The following is a 23,390-nucleotide window of genomic DNA, read 5'->3' on the forward strand; positions in this document are numbered from 1 at the left end:
ACCCCGCGGCCATGGGCACGTCAATGGCCTGGACCAAACTTGGACTAGACCAATTTCGCGATTCGTTGCGTGGTACATCGAGCCGGTGCGGGTGCTGGCTGGAGCGATGCGTGCGGGCACGCGGATTGGTCCAGCGAGCCAACGGTGACGCCCCGGGACCCGTGGCCGTCCCGCCCCTGGGCGTCCGAGACCGCCGAGACCGCCGAGACCGCCGAGGCCGCCCGAGACCGTCCGGGGCCGCCCCAGACCGTCCGAGACCGTCCGAGGTCAGCCGGCCGGGCCCGGAGCACCTTCGGGGAAGCGGATCCGTACGGTCAGGCCCCCGCCCTCGGTGTTCGCCGCCGCCGTCGCCTCCGCCCCGTGTGCGCGGGCGATCGAGTCGACGATCGACAGGCCGAGGCCGACGCCCTCGTCGGGCGCGTGGGTGCGGGCGGCCGAGCGGCGGAACGGCTCGAAGAGCAGCGGCACGGTTTCCGGCGGCACGGCGGGGCCGGTGTTCGTCACCGTGATGCCGTCCGGGCCGGTGCGCACCTCCACACGGCCGTCCTCGGGGACGTTGTGGCGCACGCCGTTCGCGACCAGGTTGTGCAGCAGGCGCTCCAGGAGCACCGGGTCGCCCTCGACCGCCAGCGGCTCGGGCCGTACGACGACGGTCACCCCGCGCTCGGCCGCTTCGTCCGCGAGGGCGGCGGCCGTCTCCCGGGCGACCTCGGCCAGCTCGACCCGGCGTCGCTCCTGGAGTCCTTCGTCGGAGGCGGCGAGCAGGAGCAGTCCCTCGATGATCCGCTCGCTGTTGTCCGCGACCTCGACCAGCTTCGAGCGGATCCGCGCCACCCGCTCGGGCGAGGGATCACCGGCGAGTCCGATCTCCGCCGCCGCGCGCTGCACGGCTACCGGGGTGCGCAGCTCGTGGGCGGCGTTGGCGGCGAACCGCTGCTGGGCGGAGACGAGCTGCTCCATCCGTCCGAGCATGCCGTCGAAGGTGTCGGCGAGCCGCTTGAGTTCGCCGGGCGGAGCGTCGAGGGCGATCCGCTCGTGGAGGTTGGCACCGGACAGCCGGCGGGCGGTGTCGGTGATCACGGCGATCGGCCGGAGCACCCGCCCGGCCGCCCACCAGGCGAGCGCCACCGAGAGGACCGCATAGCAGGCGAAGACGACGACGGAGACCGTCAGGAGGCGGTCCAGGGCGGCGGACTCGGCGGCGTCGCTGACGGTCCGGGTGATCGCGAGCGCCCGGGCCGGTACCTCGCCCGGTCCAAGGGTCGCGGCGGGGCTCGGCACGGCCGCGCTGGGCAGCGGACGGGTGGGCAGAGCGCTCTGCCAGGAGTCCGGCAGGTTCTCGAGCCGCTGGGCCGGTACGGCGGTGGTGACGGCCGTGCTGATCGACGAGTACAGGCCCTCCTGCACGAGCATGTACACGACCCCGGTGAGCAGGGCGCCGGCGAGCAGGAGGAGACCGGCGTACAGGGCGGTGAGCCGGGTTCGTTCCCCTCCGAGAGGAAGGCGCGCGGGCAGACGGCGGCTCATGACGTGATCCGGTAGCCGGCGCCCGGCACCGTCTCCACCACGGGCGGTTCGCCCAGCTTGGCCCGCAGCTTGCTCAGGGTGACCCGTACCGCGTTGGTCCGGTAGCTGGTGTGCTCCTCCCAGACCTGCTCGATCAGGTCCTCGCCGCTGACCACGGCGCCCTCCGCCCGCAGCAGCGCCTCCAGGACGCCGAACTCCTTGCGCGACAGGTGCAGGTGCCGACCGTCCCGGCTGGCCTGGCGGCGGGCCGTGTCCAGGACGATCCCGCGGCGTTCGAGGACGGGCGGCAGCGCCGGCCTGGCGCGCCGGCCCAGGGCCAGCACGCGGGCGAGGAGCTCGTCGTACGCGAAGGGCTTGGTCAGGTAGTCGTCGGCGCCCAGGCCGAGGCCCTGGACCCGGTCCCGTACCGTGCCCGCCGCCGTCAGCATCAGCACCCGGGTCATCAGGCGCTGCTCGACCACGCGTCGGCACACGTCGTCGCCGTGCATCCCGGGCAGGTCACGGTCCAGGACGAGCACGTCGTACTCCCCCAGCTGCAGCTTCCGCAGCGCTTCGAGGCCGTCGGCCGCCACGTCCACGGCGAGCGCGTCACGGCGCAGCCCCTCGGCGATCATTTCGGCGAGAAACGCCTCGTCCTCCACCAGTAGTACGCGCATGCCCCCTGTGTATCCGAAGGGGACCTTTCGCCGATGTAAACGAAACCGCTGAGAGAAGCGAAACATCCCTTCGCGGCACCGTCTGAGCCATGACGATACGAACCACGACTCGTGTGGCCGCCGCCGCTTCCCTGGCCGCTGCCGTCGCCCTGCTCACCGCCGCCTGCTCGGGTTCCGCTCCGGGCGGAAGCAACAGCGGGGGTGGGAGCGAGGAGGGCAAGAAGGCCGACCAGGCATTCGAGCACCGCAAGTGCCTGCGTGAACACGGCCTCGACGTGCCCGAGCCCAAGCCGGGCGAGAAGGGCGTCGGGCTCACCATCGGCGGCGACGGCATGTCCAAGGAGAAGATGGAGGCGGCCTTCAAGGCCTGCCAGGACAAGGCGGGCGGCGCCGGCTTCGGCAAGGAGCCGACCCAGGCGGACAAGGACAAGGCCCTCGCCTACGCGCGCTGCATGCGGGAGAACGGCTTCAACATGCCGGACCCGAAGTTCGACGGCAACGCCCAGCAGGCCCTGCCCATCCCGCAGGGGGCGGAGAAGCAGAAGTTCGACAAGGCCGCCAAGGCGTGCGAGGGCGTGGCCCGATGAGCCGGCGTGACGACCGCTCCGAGGGCGAGCGCCCGCTCGGCCGGCGCCGACTGATCATCGCCCTGGCGACGATCACCGCCGTCGCGGGCGCCGGCGCGACCGTCACCGCCCTGACCGCCGACCGGGACCGGGACCCGCAGGCCGGGGCCGCCGGTTCCCGCGGGCTGCCGCCCGCCACCGCCCCGGTCACCAGGGGCGACCTCAGCGACAGCTCCCAGAAGGACGGCACCCTCGGGCACCTCGGCGAGCGGAAGATCAACGCGGGCGGCCCCGGCGGCACCCTCACCTGGATCGCCCCGGCCGGATCCGTCGTGAAGCGGGACGGACGCCTCTACGAGGTGGACGGGGAGCCGGTCCGGCTGATGTACGGGGACGAGCCCATGTACCGGACGCTCAAGACCGGCGACAAGGGCAAGGACGTCCGGCAGCTGGAAGAGAACCTCGCGGCCCTCGGCTTCACCGGCTTCGACGTCGACGAGGAGTTCACGGCGAAGACCGCCGCGGCCGTCAAACGCTGGCAGAAGTCCCACGACATGAAGCAGACCGGCACGGTCGGCCCGGACCGGATCGCCTTCGCGGGCAGCGCGGTACGCGTCAAGGACGCGGGCGCCGACGCGGGAGGCGGCACGGGCGGGGGCGCGGGCGGCGGCTCCGGCGGGAGCCGGCTCGCGCCCGGGGACCGGATCGCTCCCGGCAGCCCGGTGCTCACGGTGACCGGCTCCGAGCGGGTGGTCCGCTTCGAACTGCCCGTCGCCGAGGCCGAGTCGGCGAGGACCGGGACCCGGGTGAAGGTCCGGTTGCCGGACGGCGCCGAACTGCCGGGGAAGATCTCCGCGGTCGGCAAGAGCGCCTCGGCGGGCGAGGACCCTCAGGACAAGACCCCGAAGATCGAGATCATCGTCTCCTTCGACGAGCCCGCCAAGGTGAAGGGCGTCGACCAGTCCCCGGTGACGGTCGAACTCACAGGCCGCACCCGCCAGGACGTCCTGTCCGTCCCCGTCAACGCGCTGCTCGCGCTGCCCGGCGGCGGCTTCGGCGTACAGGTCGTCGAGCAGGGCCGGACCCGCGACGTCCGGGTCGAGCTCGGACTGTTCGGCCAGGGCCGGGTCGAGGTCACCGGCGGAGGTCTGCGCGAGGGCATGAAGGTCGGGGTGCCGGACGCATGAGGGAGGACATGAACCCGGACGCGTTCGCCGCCGAGGGCCCCGACGCCCAGCTGCCCCCGCTGAAGCACGTCGTGGACCTCAAGGGGGTCGTCAAGGAGTACGCCGGCGGGGTCCGCGCCCTCGACGGCGTCGACCTCGCCATCGCAGAGGGCGAGCTGGTCGGCATCGTCGGCCCGTCCGGCTCCGGCAAGTCGACCCTGCTGCACATCGTGGGCACCCTCGACCGGCCCACTGCCGGCACCGTGGCGATCGCCGGGCACGACGTCGCCACGCTGACCGACCGCAAGCTCTCCGCGCTGCGCGCCCGGCACATCGGCTTCGTCTTCCAGGCCTTCCACCTGGTGCCGGGCGTCGCCGCCGTGGACAACGTCGCCGAGGGGCTGCTGTACTCCGGCCTGCCCCGCGCCCGACGCCGCCGCATGGCCGCCGACGCGCTGGCCAGGGTGGGGCTCGCCGACCGCATGCGGCACCGCCCGCACGAGCTCTCCGGCGGGCAGAAACAGCGCGTGGCCATCGCCCGCGCGGTCGTCGGCGAGCCGGCGCTGCTGCTCGCCGACGAGCCGACCGGCGCGCTCGACTCGGCGTCCGGCGAGGCGGTGATGGAACTGCTGCACGCGCTCAACGCCGAGGGCGCCACGATCGCGGTCATCACGCACGACACCGACATCGCGGGCCGGTTGCCGCGGCAGGTCCGGATCCGTGACGGCCGCGTCGTCGCGGACACGGCACGGGGAAAGGTCGTCGTCGCATGAGGCGGACCACCCGTCCCAGGCTCGCCGTCGCCACCGTCCGCCGGACCGCTCTGAAAGCGGCCAGACTCGGCCCGCGCGACGTCCTGCACGTCGGCTCGGCCGGGCTGCGCAGCCGGCCCGTCCGCGTGGTGCTGTCCGCGCTCGGCATCGCCATCGGCATCGCGACGATGATCGCGGTGGTCGGCATCTCGGCGTCCAGCCAGGCCCAGCTGCTGCGGCAGCTCGACGCCCTTGGCACCAACATGCTGGTCGCGAAGCCGGGCGAGGGGATGTTCAGCGGACAGCAGGTCAAACTGCCCAAGGACGCGGTCGGCACGGTCTCGCGCATCGAGGGCGTGGAGAGCGCGGGCGCGACCGGCGACCTCGCCCGCTCGGTGCGCCGCTCGGAGAAGATCCCGGAGGCCGAGACCGGCGGCATCGCCGTGAAGGCCGCCACCGAGGGCCTGCTCGACGTCCTGCGCGGCCGAACGGCCTCCGGTACCTGGCTCAACGCCGCGAACGGACGCTACCCGGCCGTGGTCCTCGGCCATGTCGCGGCCGAGCGGCTGGGCATCGACCGGCCCGGTCGGCAGGTCTGGCTCGACGACCGCTACTTCACCGTCGTCGGCATCCTCGACCCGCTGCCGCTCGCCCCGGACATCGAGCGCTCGGCGCTCGTCGGCTGGGACGCCGCCCAGCGGCTGCTCGGCTTCGACGGACACCCCACCGCGGTGTACGAACGCTCCACGGACACCTCGGTACGCGAGGTCCAGCGCCTGCTCGCGCCGACCATCGACCCGCAGAACCCGCAGAACGTGTCGGTCAGCGACCCGTCCTCGGCGCTCAAGGCGAAGGCCGCCACCGAAGGCGCCTTCTCCACGCTGCTGCTCGGCCTGGGCGGCATCGCCCTGCTGGTGGGCGGCGTCGGCGTCGCCAACACCATGATCATCTCGGTGTTGGAACGGCGCCACGAGATCGGCCTGCGCCGCTCACTGGGCGCGACCCGGGGCCAGATCCGGATCCAGTTCGTGACCGAGTCCCTGATGCTCTCGGGCCTCGGCGGCCTGGCCGGCGTGGCCCTCGGAGCGGCCGCCGTGGCCGCGTACGCCACCGCGGGCGGCCTGCCCTGGGTGGTCCCACCCTGGTCGGCCGCGGGCGGCTTCGCCGCGACGCTCGCGATCGGCACGGTTGCGGGCCTCTACCCGGCGGTACGGGCGTCCCGGCTCTCACCGACACTGGCCCTCGCGGCCGGCTAGGGAGGCACGCCGTGGGGGCGGGCACGGCACCCGGCCCCACGGCACCCCGTCAGGCGTCGGCTCCCCGTGCCCGCGGGCTCCCGCCCGGCCCGTCACTCGTACCGGTACCTCAACGAATCCGCCTCCCTCTGCTCGATGTCGGCGATCGTGAGCTCCGGCATCCGCAACTGCGCCAGCGTCACCTCGGCCGAGGTCGGCTGGGCGTCCGCGGGCAACCACTCCTCCGGCTTCCAGGCCCCGCTGCGCAGCAGCGACTTGGGGCAGTGCGGGTAGACCTCCTCGATCCCCACGACCAGCGCGCTGGCCGGCGGCTTGCCCACGGCGGTCAGCTGCGACAGCAGCTCCGGCCTGGTGGAGACGCAGGCCCGCCCGTTCACCCGGAGCGTCGTGGTGCGCCCGGGTACGACGAACAGCAGTCCCACCCGTCCGGTCGCGATGACGTTCTGCAGGGTGTCCAGGCGCTTGTTGCCGGTCGCGTCCGGTATCGCCACGGTCCGCGAGTCCAGTACGGAGACGAACCCGGCGGGCCCGCCGCGCGGGGAGACGTCGCAGTTGCCGTCGGCGTCCGCGCTGGCGACCAGGACCAGCGAGGAGCATCCGATCAGCTGCCGGGTCTGTTCGGTGAGTTCGTCCATCTGCTTGCGCACGGCCGCGTCGGAGGGAAGCGCGTACACCTGGCGCAGTGCCTCGGGGTCGGACACGGCGTCGAGGCGGAGCGACTCGAAGGCACTGAGGGCAAGGGGTGTCGTCATGCGCCCGACCCTAGTGGGGCCGGGCGGCCATCGAGCCGGAGCCGCCCGGCGACGCCGGCCCCGGACGGGCCGGACGGCGATCGGCCGGGCGCACCTAGTCGAAGGCGTCCGCCGCCGGAGCGGTGACGACCTTGGGGAGGGCACCCGGGTGCTCGCGGGCGAGCCAGGCGACGAGTTCCTCCCGTACGGCGCATCGGGTCGTCCACAGGTCGTCGGCGTCCTTGGCGGTCACGATCGCCCGGATCGTGATGCCGGTCGGCGAGGTGTCCGTGACCGCGAGGTCCCAGGCCCGCCCGTCCCAGGTGCCGCACGTGGCCAGGAACTCCTTCAGGTGTGCCCGTACGAGCGCGACCGGCGTCGAGTGGTCGCAGTAGAGGAACACCGACCCCGTCATCTCCGCGCCACCGCGCGACCAGTTCTCGAACGGCCGCGACGTGAAGTACGAGACGGGGAGGGTGACGCGGCGCTCGTCCCAGGTGCGGACGGTCAGGAAGGTGAGGGTCACCTCCTCCACCACCCCCCATTCGCCGTCCACGACGACGGTGTCGCCGATGCGGACCATGTCGCCGAACGCGATCTGGAAACCCGCGAAGAGGTTGCTCAGCGTCGACTGCGCCGCCACACCGGCCACGATGCCGATGATGCCGGCCGAAGCGAGCAGCGACGTGCCGAGGGTGCGGAACGAGGGGAAGGTGACGAGGGCCGCCGCGGCGGCGATCACACCGACGGCTACGGACACCGCCCGCATGATCAGCGTGACCTGGGTACGGACCCGGCGCAGCCGAGCGGCATCGCGTGAACGTCCCGCGTACCGCGCGTACGAGGACTCGACGACCGCGGCGATCGTCCGGATCGTCAGCCACGCTCCGCCGCCGATCAGACACAGCAGCAGCACGCGACTCACCCCCTGCGCATGGGCGTCGAGCGGCCCCGCGCCGGTCGCCGCCAGGGGGTACGTCCACCTGATCAGGGCGGCCGACACGACGACGTACAGCGGCGTGCGGCAGCGGCGCAGCAGCCCCCACAGCGGGGTCTCCGGGTGTCGTGCGTCGGCGAACCGTGCCAGTAGATCCGCCAGGCGGCAGACGAGGAGTGCCGCCAAGGCCGAGCCGCCGACGCAGATCGCCAGACGTATAACGCTCTCCATGTGCTCCCCAGTCGGTGTGTCGATGAGTCGAAGAGGCCCGTGGCCTACGCCTCACCGGGCGCTGAGCACGTCAAACATGCGTCGGGCCGCTCGCCGCGCGCGGCCCGCGGGTCCCGCGAAGAGGCCCGGCGGCGAAGGTCCGTTGCCCGACGTCGAGCCTCCGTGACAGCATCGAAGATCAACGGATATGTGAAGGGCAGGTGCCGTCCGATGCGCACGACGGAGTCGACCGAAGCGTCCCTCGTGGACGCGCGCACCGTCCTGGTCGCGCCCTCGTCCATGCGGGACGACGAACCGGTCAGGGAATTCTTCGGATCCGTGATGACACCGGAGGACCTTGCCGCCTCCGATTCGCTCGAACTCGCGGGCAAGACCGTCTACCTGTGCGGCGACATCTCCGAGTTCGGCACACGCCGACTCGAGGCGGCCTCCCGTGTGTTCGTGGTGCGGGAGCTCTCGCACGGTTACGACGAGGAGGCCCATCGGGCCTGGACGCTCGTCGGTCTCGGGCGAGTTCCCGTCCGGGTGCACGGCGTAGGCGTGTACTACCGTGACTTCTTCGGAAGCGACGACGACCACTTCGGTCGGATTCGAGAGGGCCACGAATTCCAGTCCCTCACGGAATCCACCAAGCCCGGAACGGCACATCGCAGCGGAATCTATCTGACGCCCGTCACACGAGAAGGCGACGAGAGGCACTTCCGCCTGCTCCGCTGCTCCACGAATCTCTCCGGGCCGACCGAGAACTTCCGCCCGATCGACACGCACATCGTCGACAGCCTGAACGAGGAGGCGGCCGTCGTCTTCCAGGACCACGCGCCGCTGAACCACGTCCTCGCCCAGATCTACCACAACACCCACGCCACGGCCGAGCGCAAGCAGTCCAAGGCCAGGATCTCCTCCCATGCCGACAAGACCAAGGACATGCCCGTCAACGGCGTCATGGCCTTCTGCACCTTCTACGAAGGGCTCGACGCGCTGCGCCCGCTGGCCGATGACGCCTTCGACCACGGTGTGAAGGGCACCAGCGGACTGACCAGACTCCGGTTCCGCCTCAAGGAGGCCGTCGGGGAACACCACGGGCCCGCCCTCCCGCAGCAGTTCACCCTGACCCTCTATCCCGGCTCCGTGTTCTTCGTGCCGCTGTCCACCAACCGCCTGTACACGCACGAAATCCGGCCGTCGACGCTGGACGCCGGGCTGCTCCCGACCCGCCTGGGCTACGTGGTGCGCTGCTCGAAGACCGAAGCCGTTCACAAGGACGGGCAGACCTTCCTCAAACGGGCCGGCGGGCTGGTGAAGCTGGAGCCGCCCACTCCCGCCGGCATGGACGACCTGCGCGGGCTGTACGCCGAGGAGAACAGGTCGTCCGCGTTCGTCGACTACGGCGACGCATTCCTCTTCAGCATGAACGCGGGAGACTATCGTGCCCCCGGACTCTAGGATCTCGATCTCGGACGAGGTCCGCACATACGCCTTGTCCACCCAGGAGGACCTTTTCGCGGAGCTGTCGGCCTCGACGCGCCTGGAGGATGTCGGCAAAGGGCGACAAGGCGCCGTGCTGGCGCAGGTCGACGCGACAGGCGGGGTTCCTCTCGTGCGCACGACCACGCGATACGGCAGTCCGGCCCAGCGCTTCGGAGAGGTGCACGAACGGCTGGCGCGGCGGATACGAGAACAAGCGGGCCTCTCGGTCGACTTCAACAACGCACTCGTCGAGCAGTACACGAACGCCTACACGAAGATGGGCGCCCACTCCGACCAGGCACTGGATCTGGCGGACGACTCCTTCATCGCCGTCTTCTCCTGCTATCGGCATCCCGAGGAGAGCGCGCCGCGGAAGCTGATCTTCGAACGCAAGGAGGGGCAGGGAGGGAAAGAGGGGGAGCGACGCGAAATACCCCTGGACCACAACGGTTTCGTCGTGTTCTCCGTCGAGTCGAATCGGCGGCTCAAGCACAAGATCGTGTTGGACAACCCCGCCCAGCGGGCAGAGAACCAGTGGCTGGGTGTCACCTTCCGGACGTCGAAGACCTTCGTCCGGTTCCGTGACGGGCAGGCCTTCCTCCCCATGGGGTCGCGCCTCACGTCGGCCGACGACGAGCAGAGCGTCGAATTCCTCGGACTCCGGCGCCGTGAGAACCGGGAAACGGACTTCACCTACCCGCTGCTGACCTACACCCTGAGCGAGAGCGATCTGATGCCGCCCGTCTGACGGATGGCACGGCGGCCGCCCCGCCGCCGAAGCTGTCAAGCCCCATCAAGAGTTGACGGGCGGTTTCGGTCCTCTCTCCTGCCGGCCCGCGAACGCGGTGATTCCGCGGGCGACTCGACGCCCCGAGGCGGTACCGGTGCCGACGTGCGGGTACGGGCGCCCTCGCGACTGTCCGTAATGCGCGCGCGGTATGGCGCGCCCTCGCCAGCGGTCACTGAACGCAGGGCGCGGTGGAAAGGGTGGCCTTGCTCCTCGAACGAGGGGCACAGCCGACCTTGGGAGAAGACCTTGAAGCGTGTCCCGTTCCGCCGAGCCGCGGGAATGACGGCCGCCGCCGCAGCCCTGTTCATGGGTACCGCCCTGTCCGCCCACGCCTCGACGCCCACCGCCCCGGACGAGCAGCAGACCTATTCCCGGCAGGCGCGGGCCGCCGGCCTCACCGAGCAGCAGGCCGGGCAGCTCCAGCGGCAGGTCGACGCCGTTCTCGCCCAGGAGCCGGGGGCCCGCCAGACCTCGGCCAACGCCTTCGCCATTCCCGGCGGCACGCTCACGCTGCCCGTCCCCGGACGGACCGAGACGCGTGACCTCGCCAGTCCCGACGCGGCCCTCGCCTGTAATGACGGACACCTCTGCATCAGGGACGGCCGGGGCGTCAACTACGACTACTACCGTTGCGGCTACTACGACTTCAACGGCATCGGCGACGGCACCTTCAACAACAACCAGACCCCCGGGACCCGGGCCCGCTTCTACAACAGCGACGGCAGCGAACGCTGGTCCAACGTGGCCAAGGACTCGGGTACCGCCTCCTGGACCCCCGTCTACCACATCCGCCCCTGCTGACAGCCGGCCCCGCCGGCTCCCGCTCCCGCCGCCCCCACGGGGGTGGCGGGAGCGGAACGCCCGGAGTCCGTGTGACCCACGTCATAGCACTGCTTTTCGTGTTTTCCGTTGTCCGGGTCCGGGCCGCGGCTCTCCCCTGCACAAGGATCTCCACAAGAGGCATGGAAGGCGGCCGGCGTGCAGCGGACGACGGGTTTTGAGCAGCTGACGGGTGCGGAGCTGATACGGGCGGCGCAGTACGGCGACGCCTGGGCGCGGGAGCAGCTCATCGGCGGCGCCCAGCCCCTGGTCCACGCGCTCGCGTCCCGCGCCCTCGGCGGGCGCCCGGGTGCTGACGCCGCCGTCTCCGCGATCGTGCGCGACACGTCGGTGCGTGCCGAGTTCGGGCTCGGCACCCTCCCGTCGCCGGACGCGTTCCGCCCCTGGCTCATCGGGATCGGCGTGGCGAGCATCCTCGCTCACACGGCCGACCTGCCCCTTCCGGCCGATCCCTCCGGTGCGTCTCCCGCTTCGTGCTGGATCGACATCGAGGACGCCGTGCTGGCGGCCTTGTGGTCGCTGGAGCAGGAGGGGCTGCTCGGCCGCTACGAGACGGCGACGGCTCTGCAGTGGTCGCCGGACGAGGTGGCGCTGCGCCTGGAGACGGTGAGCGTTCGGATGGAGGCGGCCCGCTCCGTCGCCACGGCCCTCGCCCGCGTCCCCCGCTGCCCGGGCCTCGACGAGTACGCAGCTGCCTGGGACGGCCGCCCCGGCGCCGCCTGGCGCGACCGGATGGCGGGGCACACGGCCGGTTGCGGACACTGTGCCACCGGGTTCCCTGCGGCCCGGGCCGACATCGGGCGTCCCGTCCACGCGGAAGCCTCCGTGACAACGGCCGTGGGAGCCTCCGCCGCAACCGTCGTGGGAGCCTCCGCGGCAGCCGCCCGGGGAGGCGTCTTTCCGGACGTCTCCGCTCCCGCGGCCTGGGACGCCGACACCCGGACCTTCGAAGCGGTCCTCGCAGACACGCCCGGCCACACCACCCCCGTGGCCGGGCGGCGCGGCACCCGGGCCGACCGCCGCCGGCGGCGCCAGACGGACGAGCGCAACCGCAGGCGCGCGGTCGTCGCGGCCGGGCTTGCCGTCGTCGCGGTGACCGGCGGCGCGTTCACGCTGAACGCCGGACGCGGCGGCGACGACGACCTCCTGGAGGCCAACCGGGCCGCGGCCCCGGGCCTCGACCTCCCGCTGTCGAACGACCTCGGCACCCTCTCCGCCTCCCCGTCGACCCCCGCCTCCGCCTCCACTCCGTCCGCGTCCGCTTCCGCGACGGGGACCCCCCGCGCGCCGAAGCCGTCCACCGCCACCCCGAGCAAGGCCCCCCGGCCCACCACGGCGGCCCCCGCCCCGAAGCGCAGCACGGCACCCGCCCGGACCACCGCACCGGCCACCGCCCCGAAGACCGCGAACAGCCGCGGCTCCCGCCACGACTCCGGCCAGTCCTCGGTCGCCGACCAGGTCATCGCCCTGGTCAACGCCGAGCGCGCGAAGGTCGGCTGCGGCGCCCTCACGGCCAACGCGGCCCTCACCAGCGCCGCCCAGGGCCACTCGGACGACATGGCCGCCCGCGACTTCTTCGACCACACCAACCCCGACGGCGCCGGCCCCGGCGACCGCGTGACCGCCGCCGGCTATCCCTGGAGCACCTACGGCGAGAACATCGCCATGGGCCAGACCAGCCCCGAGCAGGTCATGGAGTCCTGGATGAACAGCCCCGGCCACCGGGCCAACATCCTCAACTGCGACTTCAAGGAGATCGGCATCGGCATCCACGACTCCGGCGGCCCGTACTGGACCCAGGTCTTCGGCGCCCGCTGAGCGTGTCCGGGTGGCCGACGCCCGGGCGGACTACGTGAGCAGCACCACGTGCAGGGTCCGCGGGCCGTGTACCCCCTCCACGCGGTCGAGTTCGATGTCGCTCGTGGCCGAGGGGCCGGAGATCCAGGTCAGGGCGCGGGTCGGGTCGAGCCGCGGGAGTGCCCGGGGGATGGACGCGACGGTCTGGGCGGGGGTGCGGACGACGCAGATGTGCAGGTCGGGGACGAGGGTCAGGGCGCGGCGGCCCTGGGCGGGGCCGCCGTCGAGGACGATCGTGCCGGTCTCGGCGATCGCCAGGGCGCAGCCCGTGACCACGGCGGCCGTGGCGTCCAGCTCGTACGGGGTGAGCGCGGCGTCCTCGTCGTGACGCTGCTCCGCCGTCGTCGCGGACAGCCACGCCGCGGGCAGACCGGGCGGGACGGCGACCGAGCGGGCGCCGTGCCGGTCGAGCAGTTCCGCAATCAGGGAGGGGAGTTCGGCCTCCGTCGTGCGATGCACGATCGCCCGGTAGTCGGCGAGGTTCCGGTGGAGCAGGTCCAGGGCCGTCGCGGGGTCGTCGGGGATGTGGGCGGGGAGGTAGTCGCGGGCCGGTTCAGGGGCAGCCGGTGCGTCGGCGAGAGCCGTGCGGATGCGGCCGAGGATGCGTTCGCGGGAGTCCTGGCTCATGAGCGGTTCTTCTTCCACCAGTCGCGGAACGGTTCGACGGGCATCTCGGGCAGGTCCCGGCTCTCCGTCCACTGGCCCGCGCCGGGGCCGGGGAGCTTCTTCGGGTGCAGGGCACGGGTCTTCGACGCGAGGCGCTCGCCCGCGGCGAGGGCGCCGGGGTGGTCGAGGACCCAGCCCGCCGCCCTGACGGCGGCCTTTTCGAGGCGGTGTCCCGGGCCGCCCTGGTCGGCGACCCTCTCGCGCAGGTGGACGAGGACCTCGGGGATGTCGATGGCGACGGGGCACACGTCGTAGCAGGCGCCGCAGAGCGAGGAGGCGTACGGGAGGGAGGCGTCGACCTCGCTCCGGATGCCCCGCAGCTGGGGCGTGAGGATGGCGCCGATCGGGCCGGGGTAGACCGATCCGTACGCGTGCCCTCCGGCCCGCTCGTACACCGGGCACACGTTGAGGCAGGCGGAGCAGCGGATGCAGCGCAGCGCCTGCCGCCCGACCTCGTCCGCGAGGGTGTCGGTGCGCCCGTTGTCGAGCAGGACGAGGTGGAAGGTCCTCGGGCCGTCCGCGTCCGTGGTGCCGGTCCACATGCTCGTGTACGGGTTCATCCGCTCGGCCGTCGAGGAGCGGGGGAGGGTCTGGAGGAAGACCTCCAGGTCCCGCCAGGTCGGCACGACCTTCTCGATGCCGACGACCGAGATCAGCGTCTCGGGGAGGGTCAGGCACATGCGGCCGTTGCCCTCGGATTCCACCACCACCAGGGTGCCCGTCTCCGCGACCATGAAGTTCGCCCCGGAAATGCCCACCTTGGCCCGCAGGAACTTCTCGCGCAGGTGCAGCCGGGCCGCCTCCGCCAGTTCGGCTGGGCTGTCGGTCAGGGCCTCGGGTGCCGGGCGGCCCCACTTGCCCATCTTGGAGCCGAAGACGTCACGGATCTCGCCGCGGTTGCGGTGGATCGCCGGTACCAGGATGTGGGAGGGGCGGTCCTCGCCGAGCTGCACGATGAGTTCGGCCAGGTCGGTCTCGTAGGCGCGGATGCCCTCGGCTTCCAGGGCCTCGTTCAGGCCGATCTCCTGCGTCGCCATCGACTTGACCTTGACGACCTCCCGTTCGCCCGTGGCCTTGACCAGTCCGGTCACGATCGAGTTGGCCTCGGCCGCGTCCGCGGCCCAGTGCACCGTCCCGCCGGCGGCCGTGACCGCCTCCTCCAACCGCACCAGGTAGTGGTCGAGCCGGCTGAGCGTGCGGTCCTTGATCTGCTTCCCGGCCTCGCGGAGTTCGGCCCAGTCCGCGAGTTCGGACACGGCGACCGCCCGCTTGTCGCGGATGGTGTGGGTGGCGTGGCGCAGGTTCGCGCGCAGGGTGGCGTCGCGTACGGAGTCGTGCGCGGCCTTCGGGAAGGCCGGCATGCCGATGAACGTCCCGCTCATACGAAGGGCTCCTCTTCCGTGCTCGCGAGGATCTCGGCGATGTGCAGGGGGCGCTGCGGGGCGCCCTGGCGGCGCAGCATCCCGCCGAGGTGCATCAGACAGGAGTTGTCGGCGCCGCACAGCACTCCCGCGCCGGTGGACAGGGAGTTGCGGATCTTGTCGGCGCCCATCGCCGCCGACACGGCGGGGTTCTTCACGGCGAACGTGCCGCCGAAGCCGCAGCACTCCTCCGCCCCCGGCAGCTCCAGCAGTTTCAGGCCCTTCACCGCCCGGAGGAGCCGGCGGGGACGCTCGCCCAGGCCGAGCACGCGCAGGCCGTGGCAGGACGGGTGGTACGTGACCTCGTGGGGGAAGTAGGCGCCCACCTCCGTCACGCCCAGGACGTCGACGAGGAACTCCGTCAGCTCGTACGTCCTCGGTACGAGGGAGTCGGAGGCCGCCGCCAGTGTGCTGCCGCGTCCCTCGGCGTGGGCCTTCCGGCCGATCCGCGGGTAGTTGTCGCGGACCATCGCCACACAGGATCCCGACGGCGTGACGACGTGGTCGTATCCCTCGAAGGCGCGGGCCATCCGGTGCACCAATGGTTCGGTCTCGCGGCGGTAGCCGGTGTTGTACTGGGGCTGTCCGCAGCAGGTCTGGGCGGCGGGGAAGTCCACGGAGACGCCGAGGCGTTCGAGCAGCTTCACGGTGGCGACGGCCGTGGAGGGGTACAAGGCGTCGTTGACGCAGGTGGCGAAGAGGGCGACGCGCATCAGGTGTTCCTCGGGCCGAAGTCGAGTCGGGCGGCTGCCGCGTAGCGGACGGCGGTGTCGCCTCCGGGAGTGTAGTGCCGCCGGTGCCGAGCCGTGGCGATCAGGCGCTCGGCGCGATCGCCGCGACCAGGGCCGCCAGCGCCGGATTGTCGTTGTCGCCCCGCCACGCCAGGTCCAGTTCCACGGGGGCGTCCGCCAGGCCGCCGACCGGGCGGAGCACCACGCCGTCGAAGCGCAGCCGCCGTGCCGCGGCCGGGACGAGCGAGACGCCCAGTCCGGCGCGTACCAGGGCGAGGACCGTGTGCACCTGCGCGAGGTGCTGGACGAAGACGGGGGAGACCCGGGCCGCCCGGAAGACCCCGGTCAGCACCTCGTGGAAGTAGCGGGCCTCGGACGGCGAGTACATGACGAACGGCTCCCCGTCGAAGTCCCCTACGTCGGGATCGGCGGCGCGGCCGGCCAGCCGGTGCCCCGCCGGCAGCGCGGCGAGCAGCGTCTCGCGGCTGAGCGGGGCCGTGACCAGGCCCGGGTCGTCCGCCGGCGGACGGACGAGGGCCAGGTCCAGGTCGCCGGCGAGCAGGGCGGCGCGGAGCGTGGAGCTCACCGCCTCGCGCAGCACCAGGTCGACGTGCGGCAGCTGCTCCCGGACGGCGGTCAGGACGGAATCGAGCTGCGAGTAGGCGGCCACCGCGGTGAAACCCAGGGAGACGGTGCCGGCCTGCCCGAGCGAGGTCCGGCGCGCGGACAGGGTCGCGTGCTCGGACAGCTCCAGGATCCTGCGCGCGTCGGCGAGGAAGGCCCGCCCCGCCGGGGTGAGCCGGACCGAACGGCGGGTACGGGTGAGCAGCTCCACGCCCATCTCGCGCTCCAGCTGCTGGATGCGGCGGCTGAGCGGCGGCTGGGTCAGGTTCAGCCGGTCCGCGGCCCGCCCGAAGTGCAGTTCCTCCGCCACGGCGACGAAGCCGTGCAGTTGCTCCAAGGAGAACACTGATGCCCTTCCGGTATCACAGCATGCGAAAACGGTGTTGGACCGGTATGAGCCTCCCCTCCTAGATTCGTGCCCGGCAAGCCCCGGGCCCCACGTCGTCGGGCTCGGGGACGGGTCTGCCGGGTCAGCGCCGCTCCCTCGCCGAAGGACATGCCATGCCCCGTACGGCCTCCGCCCCCAAGGCCCCCCTCGCCGCCACCGGGCCGGTCGTGGCCGCGATGCGCGTCATCCCCGTCGCCGGCCACGACAGCATGCTGCTCAACCTCAGCGGCGCCCACGCCCCGTGCTTCACCCGCAACCTCGTCGTCCTCACCGACTCGGAGGGGCGCACCGGAGTGGGCGAGGTGCCGGGCGGCGAGGGCATCAGGGGCACCCTGGCGGAGGCGGCCGAGCTGGTCGTCGGACGGCCGGTCGGCGAGCACCACGCCGTGCTGCGCGCGATCCGGTCCCGATTCGCCGACCGGGACGCCGGCGGGCGCGGTGCCCAGACCTTCGACCTGCGGATCACCGTGCACGCCGTGACCGCCGTGGAGTCGGCGCTCCTCGACCTCCTCGGACAGCACCTGGGCGTGCCCGTCGCCGAGCTGCTCGGGGAGGGGCGGCAGCGCGACCGCGTGCCCGTGCTCGGCTACCTCTTCTACATCGGCGACCGGGGGCGTACGGACCTGCCGTACCGGTCCGGCGCCGCCGGAGGCGCGGCCGGCGCCGATGCCGCCGACGACGCCTGGTTCAGGCTGCGCGACGAGGAGGCCCTCACCCCCGAGGCCGTGGTCCGGCTGGCCGAGGCCGCCCAGCGGCGTTACGGCTTCCGCGACTTCAAGCTGAAGGGCGGCGTCCTGCCCGGTGCCGAGGAGGCCGAGGCCGTGCGCGCCCTCGCCCAGCGCTTCCCGGGGGCCCGCGTGACGCTCGACCCCAACGGCGCGTGGTCCCTGGAGGAGGCGATCCGGCTCGGGCGGGAACTGCGGGACGTCCTCGCCTACGCGGAGGATCCGTGCGGGGCCGAGGGAGGGTACTCCGGCCGGGAGATCATGGCCGAGTTCCGGCGCGCCACCGGCCTGCGCACCGCGACGAACATGATCGCCACGGACTGGCGCCAGCTCGGTCACGCCGTCCGGACCGGCGCCGTCGACATCCCGCTCGCCGACCCGCACTTCTGGACGATGGCCGGTTCGGTCCGCGTCGCACAGCTCTGCGAGGCCTGGGGCCTGACCTGGGGCTCCCACTCCAACAGCCACTTCGACGTGTCCCTGGCCATGTTCACGCACGTGGCCGCCGCGGCGCCCGGCGACATCACGGCCATCGACACCCACTGGATCTGGCAGGACGGCCAGCGGCTCACGCGGCGGCCGCTGGTCATCGAGGACGGATTCCTGGAGGTGCCCCGGAGCCCGGGCCTCGGTGTCGAGCTGGACATGGAGCGGGTGGAGGCCGCGCACGAGCTCCATCTGAGCCTGGGGCCGGGCGCTCGGGACGACGCGGCCGGCATGCGGTACCTCGTCCCCGGCTGGCGGTTCGACGCGAAGCGGCCCGCGCTCGTGCGCTGACGAGTGACCGGGGCGGCGAGGTGTGCTCGGTCGTGCGTTCGGGTAGCTCGCCTCTCGTCCGGTGAGGGCGATCCGCCCGACCTTCAGGCAGGGGAGAGGTTCCGTTGTCGGCTCGTACCACGTCTTTGAAGAGTCTCCTGGAGGGCGGGGAGATCGTTCTGGCGCCCGGAGCGGCCGATGCGGTCACCGCCCGGCTGGTGGAAGCGGCGGGCTTTCCCGCGGTGTACATGACGGGCTTCGGTGCGACGGCCAGTCGGCTGGGGATGCCCGACATCGGTCTGCTCAGCCAGACGGAGATGACCGAGCACGCGCGGAACATGACGCGTGCGGTGGAGATCCCGGTCGTCGCGGATGCCGACACCGGCTACGGCGGTCCGAGCAACATCGACCGCACCGTACGCGAGTATCTCCAGGCCGGTGTGGCGGCGATCCACCTGGAGGACCAGGCCATGCCCAAGCGGTGCGGACAGCGGGGCGGCGCCCGGCTGCTGGACGCGGAGAGCGGCGTCAAGCGCCTCAAGTGCGCCCTGGCGGCGCGCGGATCGTCCGAGCTGCTGGTCATCGGGCGCACCGACGCGCTGCCCGTCGAGGGCGTCGGGGAAGCGGTGCGGCGGGCCCGGCTGTATCTCGACGCGGGTGCCGATCTGGCCTTCGTCGACGGGATCAGGACGATCAAGGAGCTGGAGGCGGTGGCGGCGGCGATCGACGGGCCGAAGGTGGTGTCGATCGTCGACGGCAACGAGACGACCGCACTGACCGCGGCGGACCTTCGGGACCTGGGGTTCTCGCTGGCCTTCTACGCGCTGACCGCCCTGTTCACCGCGACGCGCGCGGTCGCCGACGCGCTGACCCACCTCCGGTCGGCCGGCACCCCGGCCGGCGGTCCTCCGCAGCACAGCTACGAGGAGTTCGCCCGGATCGTCGGCAACGCCGCCCACGAAGACCTCGACGAACGCTTCGGCGGGTGATGCGGGTGATGTGGGTGATGCGGGTGATGCCCCGCTCGCCCTGAGCGCCGGGCGGCCCGCCCGTACGGGACGAGCTGCGGGGGGCGTGCTCGTCGTCCGGGAGCGCGCCCCCCCGCGGGCCGCCCGCCGGCTCAGGTGAGGGCGGTGACCAGCAGGGTGAAGGCGGCGACGATGACGGCGACGCGGGCGTAGTGGTAGCGGTTCCAGCGGTCCACCTGCTCCCGCCAGTCGGCGGGCCGGTTCTCGGGGGTCCACGTCTTGTTCCGGTTGTTGATCGGGACGAGCAGCAGGACCGACATGATCACGCTGACGATCAGCAGCCCGGCGGCGGTGACGACGAGGCCGGTGCCGGGGTGGTGCCGGCCGGCGACGGCCCACGTGCCGGTGAGGACGAGTGAACCGACGTACCAGAACGGCATCAGGGCGCCGAGCATCCGGCCCCCGTGGGCGTGCGCCTGCTGGCTGCTGTCCTCCGGGAGCGCGTTGAGGATCGGGTTCATGACGAAGGCGACGGACAACTCCACGCCCACCATCAGTCCGACGCCCACGGTGGTGATGACCTCGAGTGCGTTGAGCATGGCGACCCCTCCAGATATCTAGCGCTGCTAGCTGTTGAGGCAACGCTAGACCTGCTGCCGCTCGGATGTCTAGCAATGCTAGGATCCGGTTATGTCGGTACAGGAACGCAAGCAGCGCGAACGGGCGGAACGCGAGCGCCTCATCGTGGCCACGGCCCGTGAACTCGCCGAGCAGCAAGGCTGGGACGCGGTCACCACCCGCCGGCTCGCCGAGCGCATCGAATACAGTCAGCCCGTCCTCTACAGCCACTTCCGCGGCAAGCGCGAGATCATCGGCGCCGTCGCCCTCGAGGGCGCGGCGGAGATGGCCGTGGCGGTACGCGCCGCGACCTCCGAGGTCGAGGGCCCGCGCGAGCGCGTCGCCGCCCTCGCCCACGCCTACCTGGACTTCGCCGCCCGCAACCCCGCGGTCTACGACGCCCTGTTCCAGCTCGACGGCGGCCTGGCGTACGCACGGGAGGACACCCCCGAGCCGCTGAAGGACGCCTTCGCCGCGCTGCTGGAGAGCCTGGGCGAGGTCGCGGGGGAGGGCGTCGAACCGGGGCTGTTCACCGAGACGTTCTGGGCGGCCCTGCACGGCCTGGCCACCCTGACCCGCGCCCGACGGCTCCCGCCGGAGCACACCGAACGGAGGGTGCGGCTGCTGGTCGACCGGCTCGCCATCGCCTGAGGCCCCCGCTTTCGAACACCCGCACGTCAATGTGGCGCCCGCGAATTCACCCCTCCCTGTGGCGCCTGCTCGTCAGGAGGTGGTGGCATCCGGTCAGCGCGGGCGGTGTCCGCGGGGCGGATGTGGCGAAGGAGCGGGGAGGGGTGCGTCGCCGGGCACGGGAGCGAGGGCCAGGGCGGTGACTGCGGGTGCCGGCGCGCACAAACCTGCAAGTCCGTGGTGGCCGGGTCTCCTTCGCCGCGACTGTACGTGACCGGGCGGCGGGCGGTGAGCTACGGAGCGTTCCCCACCCAGCCGTTCCCCGCCCAGCCGTTCCTCGCCCGTCCGTTCCCCGGGGCGAGGGTCGGCGGGCGACGGCCCACCGGTCGACGCGGTCGACAGACTGGAGGCATCAGCATGAGCACACCGTCCCCGGCCCCCCTGCGGGTCGCCCTCGTCAACGGCAGCTTCGAGCAACCGGCCGTCACCGACATGGCGTTCCTGCCGGACGCCTCCCAGACGCAGGCCCCGCGCAGCGTCCCTGGCTGGCTGACCACCGCCACGGACCACATGATCGAGTTATGGCACTCCGGTTTCAACGGCGTGCCGTCGGCGGAGGGCGAGCAGTTCGCCGAGCTCAACGCCAACCAGGTCTCGACCCTCTACCAGGACCTGCCGACCACCCCCGGTTCCAAGCTGTACTGGCGGCTCTACCACCGCGGCCGGCAGGGGCAGGACACCATGGCCCTGGACATCGGCGCCCCGGGCAGCGTGGTCGAGCAGCGCACCTTCACCGACGGCAACACGGCCTGGGGCTACTACACCGGGACCTACACCGTCCCGGACGGGCAGACCACCACCCGCTTCGCCTTCCGTTCCATCTCGGCCGCCGGCGGCAACCGAGGGATCGGCAACTTCCTCGACGGGGTCTTCTTCGGCACCGCGCCGTACGTGGTGCTCACCAAGACCGCCGTCCCCGAGGGCCCGTTGGACGTCGGCGACGTCGTCACGTACCGGATCACCGCGCGGAACGAGGGCGGCGGCGCCGCCGAGCGGCTCACCCTCACCGACGTGCTGCCGGCCGGCACCACGTACGTGCCCGGCTCCCTGCGCGTGATCGACGGCCCGAACAGCGGAGCGAAGACCGACCGGGCCGGGGACGACCAGGCCTTCCACGACGCCGCCGCGGGCGCGGTCGTCTTCCGCCTCGGCGCCGGCGCTTCCGCCGCGCAGGGCGGGAGCCTCGCCAACACCGCGGCCCTGCCGGGCGGCACGACCGTCGAGTACCGCGTCGTGCTCGGCCTGGAGACCGCGGGGACGCACGTCGCCAACACGGCGACCGCCGCCTACGAGAACCGGCTCGGCCCCACCCCCGAGCCGCTCACGGCCACGTCCGGCGAGGCCGTCACCGAGGTCCGGCCGGCCGCGGACCTGGACGTGACGAAGGCGGCCGACGCGACGACCGTGACCGTCGGGCAGACGGTCGCCTATCGCGTGACCGTCCACAACGCCGGCCCCAGCCCGGCGACCGGCGTCAGCGTGACCGACCGGCTCCCGGCCGGACTCGCGTTCCTCTCGGCGGACGCGAGCCGCGGCGCGTACGACCCCGGTACCGGACGGTGGGCGGTCGGCGAACTTGCCGTCGGGGCCCGTGCCACGCTCACGCTGCGCGCGAAGGCGACCCGGACCGGCCTGATCACGAACACCGCCGTCGCCACCGCCGTCGAGAAGGACCCCGATCCCTCCGACAACGCCGACTCGGTGAGCGTCTGCGTCGAACCGGCACCGGCCTGCTGCGACCCCTGCACGCCGCGCACGGCCGGGTGAGGTCCGCGACCGTGACGCGACCGCCCACGGGGTGACCCTCGCCCCTCCCGCGCCCGGCCGTGTCAACGGGTGGGCGCGGGTGCCTTCTCCAGGGTGCAGACGCCGTCCGCGCACCGGCGTCGCAGCCGGCCGCGGGAGAGGGTCTGCGCGAGCCCGACGGCCCAACAGGCGGGGCAGCCGCGGAAGGCGATCAGCGCCGGCGCGGCCGCGAGCAGGATCACGGGACCGACGACGGGCACCGCGGCGACCGAGGCGATGACCAGCCCGAAGCCGATGGCACCGCGGGCCAGGTGGCGGGGGAGGGACGCGCTGGCGAAGTTCGCATCGCGCGCCGGGGAAGGCGAGGGCGCGGCGGTCGGGGGCGTCGTGCCCCGGGAGGGCCGCGCGGTGGTCACCACGGTCTCCACCACGGGCTTCGCAAGGGTCGTCACAGGGGTGTCCACACCGCTCTTCACAGGCGGTCTCCTTCGACTGGGCGGCCGACGACCCGATCCGCGCCGCGTGCCGCGGTCCGGTCGGCGGCGATGTCGGCGACCGGGGCGGCGGCGAGCAGGTGGGGTGCGTCCAGCGCGTCCCGCAGTGCCGTACGTGCCCGGTGCAGCCTCGACTTCATCGCGGAGGTGCTCACACCGAGCGACTGCGCCACGGTCCTGCCGGGCAGGCCCTGGACGTCCCGCATGATCAGCACCCGCCGCTGGTCGGGCGGCAGAGCGCCGAGGGCGGCCGCGATCCGCTCCGCCTCGAGCCTGCGCAGCACCGCGTCCTCGGCGGAGGGCTCCGCGCCCGCCTCCGGCTCGCCCGGCTGCTCGTCGCGGCCCGCCACGAGCAGCCGTACCTGCCGGAGGCATTCGTTGCGCACGATCCGGAACATCCAGGAGGCAAGCGCTCCGGTGGCCCGCAAGGTGCCGATCTTCCGGTACAGGATGATCAGCGCCTCCTGTGCCGCGTCCTCCGCGTCCTGCGGGGAGGCGCACAGCGACAGGGCGAACCTGCGCACATGGGGCTGCGATCTCATGACGACGGCGGTCAGCGAGCTGACGTCACCGCCCTGGGCGGCCTGGATCAACCGCTCGTCGGGCCAGCTGAAGCGTTGGCTCATGGGTTCCCCACTTTCACAGACGGTCCGTGGACAAGCGCCGGTCAGACACGGCTCTTGTAGCGCCGCATCAGGTGCCGGCCGCACGCGCCCACGAGCAGGACCGCGATCAGTACGAGGCCAGTGACCATCATGGTGTTCCTCCCGGTTCCGCCGGCCCGTCC

At 72.5% G+C, this 23,390-nt stretch carries 23 protein-coding genes; 12 read left to right on the forward strand and 11 right to left on the reverse strand.

The window, feature by feature from the left end; all coding sequences use genetic code 11:
- Positions 1-267: 267 nt before the first annotated feature.
- On the reverse strand, positions 268-1,527 hold the full coding sequence (locus ACH414_RS30970) for an ATP-binding protein (protein ID WP_398944352.1): 1,260 nt from the start codon (positions 1,525-1,527) through the stop codon (positions 268-270).
- Positions 1,524-2,183: a response regulator transcription factor gene (locus ACH414_RS30975; RefSeq protein ID WP_398944354.1), complete on the reverse strand. Its 660-nt coding sequence runs from the start codon at positions 2,181-2,183 to the stop codon at positions 1,524-1,526. Before ACH414_RS30975 ends, ACH414_RS30970 begins: the two co-directional genes overlap by 4 nt.
- An 89-nt stretch (positions 2,184-2,272) precedes the next feature.
- Between ACH414_RS30975 and ACH414_RS30980 the strand changes: the two genes are divergently transcribed.
- The 4 genes from ACH414_RS30980 to ACH414_RS30995 are packed head-to-tail and all read left to right on the forward strand — an operon-like array spanning position 2,273 to position 5,923.
- On the forward strand, positions 2,273-2,770 hold the full coding sequence (locus ACH414_RS30980) for a hypothetical protein (protein ID WP_382544210.1): 498 nt from the start codon (positions 2,273-2,275) through the stop codon (positions 2,768-2,770).
- Positions 2,767-3,936 (forward strand): peptidoglycan-binding protein, encoded by a 1,170-nt coding sequence (locus ACH414_RS30985; RefSeq protein WP_398944356.1) that lies wholly within the window; start codon positions 2,767-2,769, stop codon positions 3,934-3,936. The genes ACH414_RS30980 and ACH414_RS30985 overlap by 4 nt, the downstream gene beginning before the upstream one ends.
- 8 nt (positions 3,937-3,944) lie before the next feature.
- Positions 3,945-4,688: an ABC transporter ATP-binding protein gene (locus ACH414_RS30990; protein ID WP_386567176.1), complete on the forward strand. Its 744-nt coding sequence runs from the start codon at positions 3,945-3,947 to the stop codon at positions 4,686-4,688.
- Positions 4,685-5,923, forward strand: a complete 1,239-nt coding sequence (locus ACH414_RS30995) for an ABC transporter permease (protein ID WP_386566938.1) — start codon at positions 4,685-4,687, stop codon at positions 5,921-5,923. Before ACH414_RS30990 ends, ACH414_RS30995 begins: the two co-directional genes overlap by 4 nt.
- 92 nt (positions 5,924-6,015) lie before the next feature.
- Here ACH414_RS30995 and ACH414_RS31000 read toward each other — a convergent pair whose 3' ends face one another.
- Both ACH414_RS31000 and ACH414_RS31005 read right to left on the reverse strand, forming a co-directional pair.
- On the reverse strand, positions 6,016-6,675 hold the full coding sequence (locus ACH414_RS31000; RefSeq protein ID WP_382544218.1) for an MSMEG_1061 family FMN-dependent PPOX-type flavoprotein: 660 nt from the start codon (positions 6,673-6,675) through the stop codon (positions 6,016-6,018).
- A 94-nt stretch (positions 6,676-6,769) separates the two neighbouring features.
- The gene (locus ACH414_RS31005) at positions 6,770-7,822 is read right to left on the reverse strand and encodes a mechanosensitive ion channel family protein (RefSeq protein WP_382544221.1); all 1,053 of its coding nucleotides are present in this window, start codon (positions 7,820-7,822) and stop codon (positions 6,770-6,772) included.
- A 210-nt stretch (positions 7,823-8,032) separates the two neighbouring features.
- Here ACH414_RS31005 and ACH414_RS31010 point away from each other — a divergent pair, with 210 nt between their 5' ends.
- The 4 genes from ACH414_RS31010 to ACH414_RS31025 all read left to right on the forward strand — a co-directional run bounded on the left by ACH414_RS31010 (position 8,033) and on the right by ACH414_RS31025 (position 12,737).
- Positions 8,033-9,265 (forward strand): hypothetical protein, encoded by a 1,233-nt coding sequence (locus ACH414_RS31010; protein WP_382544224.1) that lies wholly within the window; start codon positions 8,033-8,035, stop codon positions 9,263-9,265.
- Positions 9,249-10,037: an alpha-ketoglutarate-dependent dioxygenase AlkB gene (locus tag ACH414_RS31015; RefSeq protein WP_398944360.1), complete on the forward strand. Its 789-nt coding sequence runs from the start codon at positions 9,249-9,251 to the stop codon at positions 10,035-10,037. Before ACH414_RS31010 ends, ACH414_RS31015 begins: the two co-directional genes overlap by 17 nt.
- Before the next feature lie 288 nt (positions 10,038-10,325).
- Entirely contained in the window at positions 10,326-10,880 is a 555-nt protein-coding gene (locus tag ACH414_RS31020) for a hypothetical protein (RefSeq protein ID WP_382544230.1), read from the forward strand.
- A 177-nt stretch (positions 10,881-11,057) separates the two neighbouring features.
- The gene (locus ACH414_RS31025) at positions 11,058-12,737 is read left to right on the forward strand and encodes a CAP domain-containing protein (protein ID WP_398944362.1); all 1,680 of its coding nucleotides are present in this window, start codon (positions 11,058-11,060) and stop codon (positions 12,735-12,737) included.
- Positions 12,738-12,767: 30 nt separating this feature from the next.
- On the opposite strand, the gene ACH414_RS31030 is transcribed toward ACH414_RS31025, so the two are convergent.
- The 4 genes from ACH414_RS31030 to ACH414_RS31045 all read right to left on the reverse strand — a co-directional run bounded on the left by ACH414_RS31030 (position 12,768) and on the right by ACH414_RS31045 (position 16,564).
- Positions 12,768-13,403, reverse strand: coding sequence for a lactate utilization protein C (locus tag ACH414_RS31030; RefSeq protein WP_382544236.1), 636 nt, complete (start codon positions 13,401-13,403; stop codon positions 12,768-12,770).
- A complete protein-coding gene (locus ACH414_RS31035; protein WP_398944364.1) occupies positions 13,400-14,824 on the reverse strand; it encodes a LutB/LldF family L-lactate oxidation iron-sulfur protein in 1,425 nt (474 codons plus the stop codon). Before ACH414_RS31035 ends, ACH414_RS31030 begins: the two co-directional genes overlap by 4 nt.
- The gene (locus ACH414_RS31040) at positions 14,821-15,576 is read right to left on the reverse strand and encodes a (Fe-S)-binding protein (RefSeq protein ID WP_398944365.1); all 756 of its coding nucleotides are present in this window, start codon (positions 15,574-15,576) and stop codon (positions 14,821-14,823) included. The genes ACH414_RS31035 and ACH414_RS31040 overlap by 4 nt, the downstream gene beginning before the upstream one ends.
- 100 nt (positions 15,577-15,676) lie before the next feature.
- Positions 15,677-16,564 carry a LysR family transcriptional regulator gene (locus ACH414_RS31045; protein ID WP_382544243.1) on the reverse strand — a complete coding sequence of 296 codons (888 nt, stop codon included), beginning with the start codon at positions 16,562-16,564 and terminating at the stop codon, positions 15,677-15,679.
- 155 nt (positions 16,565-16,719) lie between these two features.
- Here ACH414_RS31045 and ACH414_RS31050 point away from each other — a divergent pair, with 155 nt between their 5' ends.
- A complete protein-coding gene (locus ACH414_RS31050) occupies positions 16,720-18,108 on the forward strand; it encodes an enolase C-terminal domain-like protein (protein WP_398944368.1) in 1,389 nt (462 codons plus the stop codon).
- 125 nt (positions 18,109-18,233) lie between these two features.
- Positions 18,234-19,076 (forward strand): oxaloacetate decarboxylase, encoded by an 843-nt coding sequence (locus ACH414_RS31055; RefSeq protein WP_398944370.1) that lies wholly within the window; start codon positions 18,234-18,236, stop codon positions 19,074-19,076.
- 131 nt (positions 19,077-19,207) lie between these two features.
- Here the strand turns inward: ACH414_RS31055 and ACH414_RS31060 are convergent, their stop codons facing one another.
- On the reverse strand, positions 19,208-19,654 hold the full coding sequence (locus tag ACH414_RS31060) for an anthrone oxygenase family protein (protein WP_382544252.1): 447 nt from the start codon (positions 19,652-19,654) through the stop codon (positions 19,208-19,210).
- A gap of 91 nt (positions 19,655-19,745) precedes the next feature.
- Between ACH414_RS31060 and ACH414_RS31065 the strand changes: the two genes are divergently transcribed.
- Together ACH414_RS31065 and ACH414_RS31070 are read left to right on the forward strand one after the other, a co-directional pair.
- On the forward strand, positions 19,746-20,324 hold the full coding sequence (locus ACH414_RS31065; protein ID WP_382544255.1) for a TetR/AcrR family transcriptional regulator: 579 nt from the start codon (positions 19,746-19,748) through the stop codon (positions 20,322-20,324).
- A gap of 396 nt (positions 20,325-20,720) precedes the next feature.
- The gene (locus tag ACH414_RS31070) at positions 20,721-22,130 is read left to right on the forward strand and encodes a hypothetical protein (protein WP_398944373.1); all 1,410 of its coding nucleotides are present in this window, start codon (positions 20,721-20,723) and stop codon (positions 22,128-22,130) included.
- A 62-nt stretch (positions 22,131-22,192) separates the two neighbouring features.
- Here the strand turns inward: ACH414_RS31070 and ACH414_RS31075 are convergent, their stop codons facing one another.
- On the reverse strand, positions 22,193-22,585 hold the full coding sequence (locus ACH414_RS31075) for a hypothetical protein (protein WP_398944374.1): 393 nt from the start codon (positions 22,583-22,585) through the stop codon (positions 22,193-22,195).
- The gene (locus ACH414_RS31080; RefSeq protein ID WP_382544263.1) at positions 22,582-23,229 is read right to left on the reverse strand and encodes an RNA polymerase sigma factor; all 648 of its coding nucleotides are present in this window, start codon (positions 23,227-23,229) and stop codon (positions 22,582-22,584) included. The genes ACH414_RS31075 and ACH414_RS31080 overlap by 4 nt, the downstream gene beginning before the upstream one ends.
- Positions 23,230-23,390 lie beyond the last annotated feature (161 nt).

It is taken from the genome of Streptomyces sp. NPDC020422 (genome assembly GCF_044386705.1).
In the GTDB taxonomy this organism is placed as follows: Bacteria; Actinomycetota; Actinomycetes; order Streptomycetales; family Streptomycetaceae; genus Streptomyces.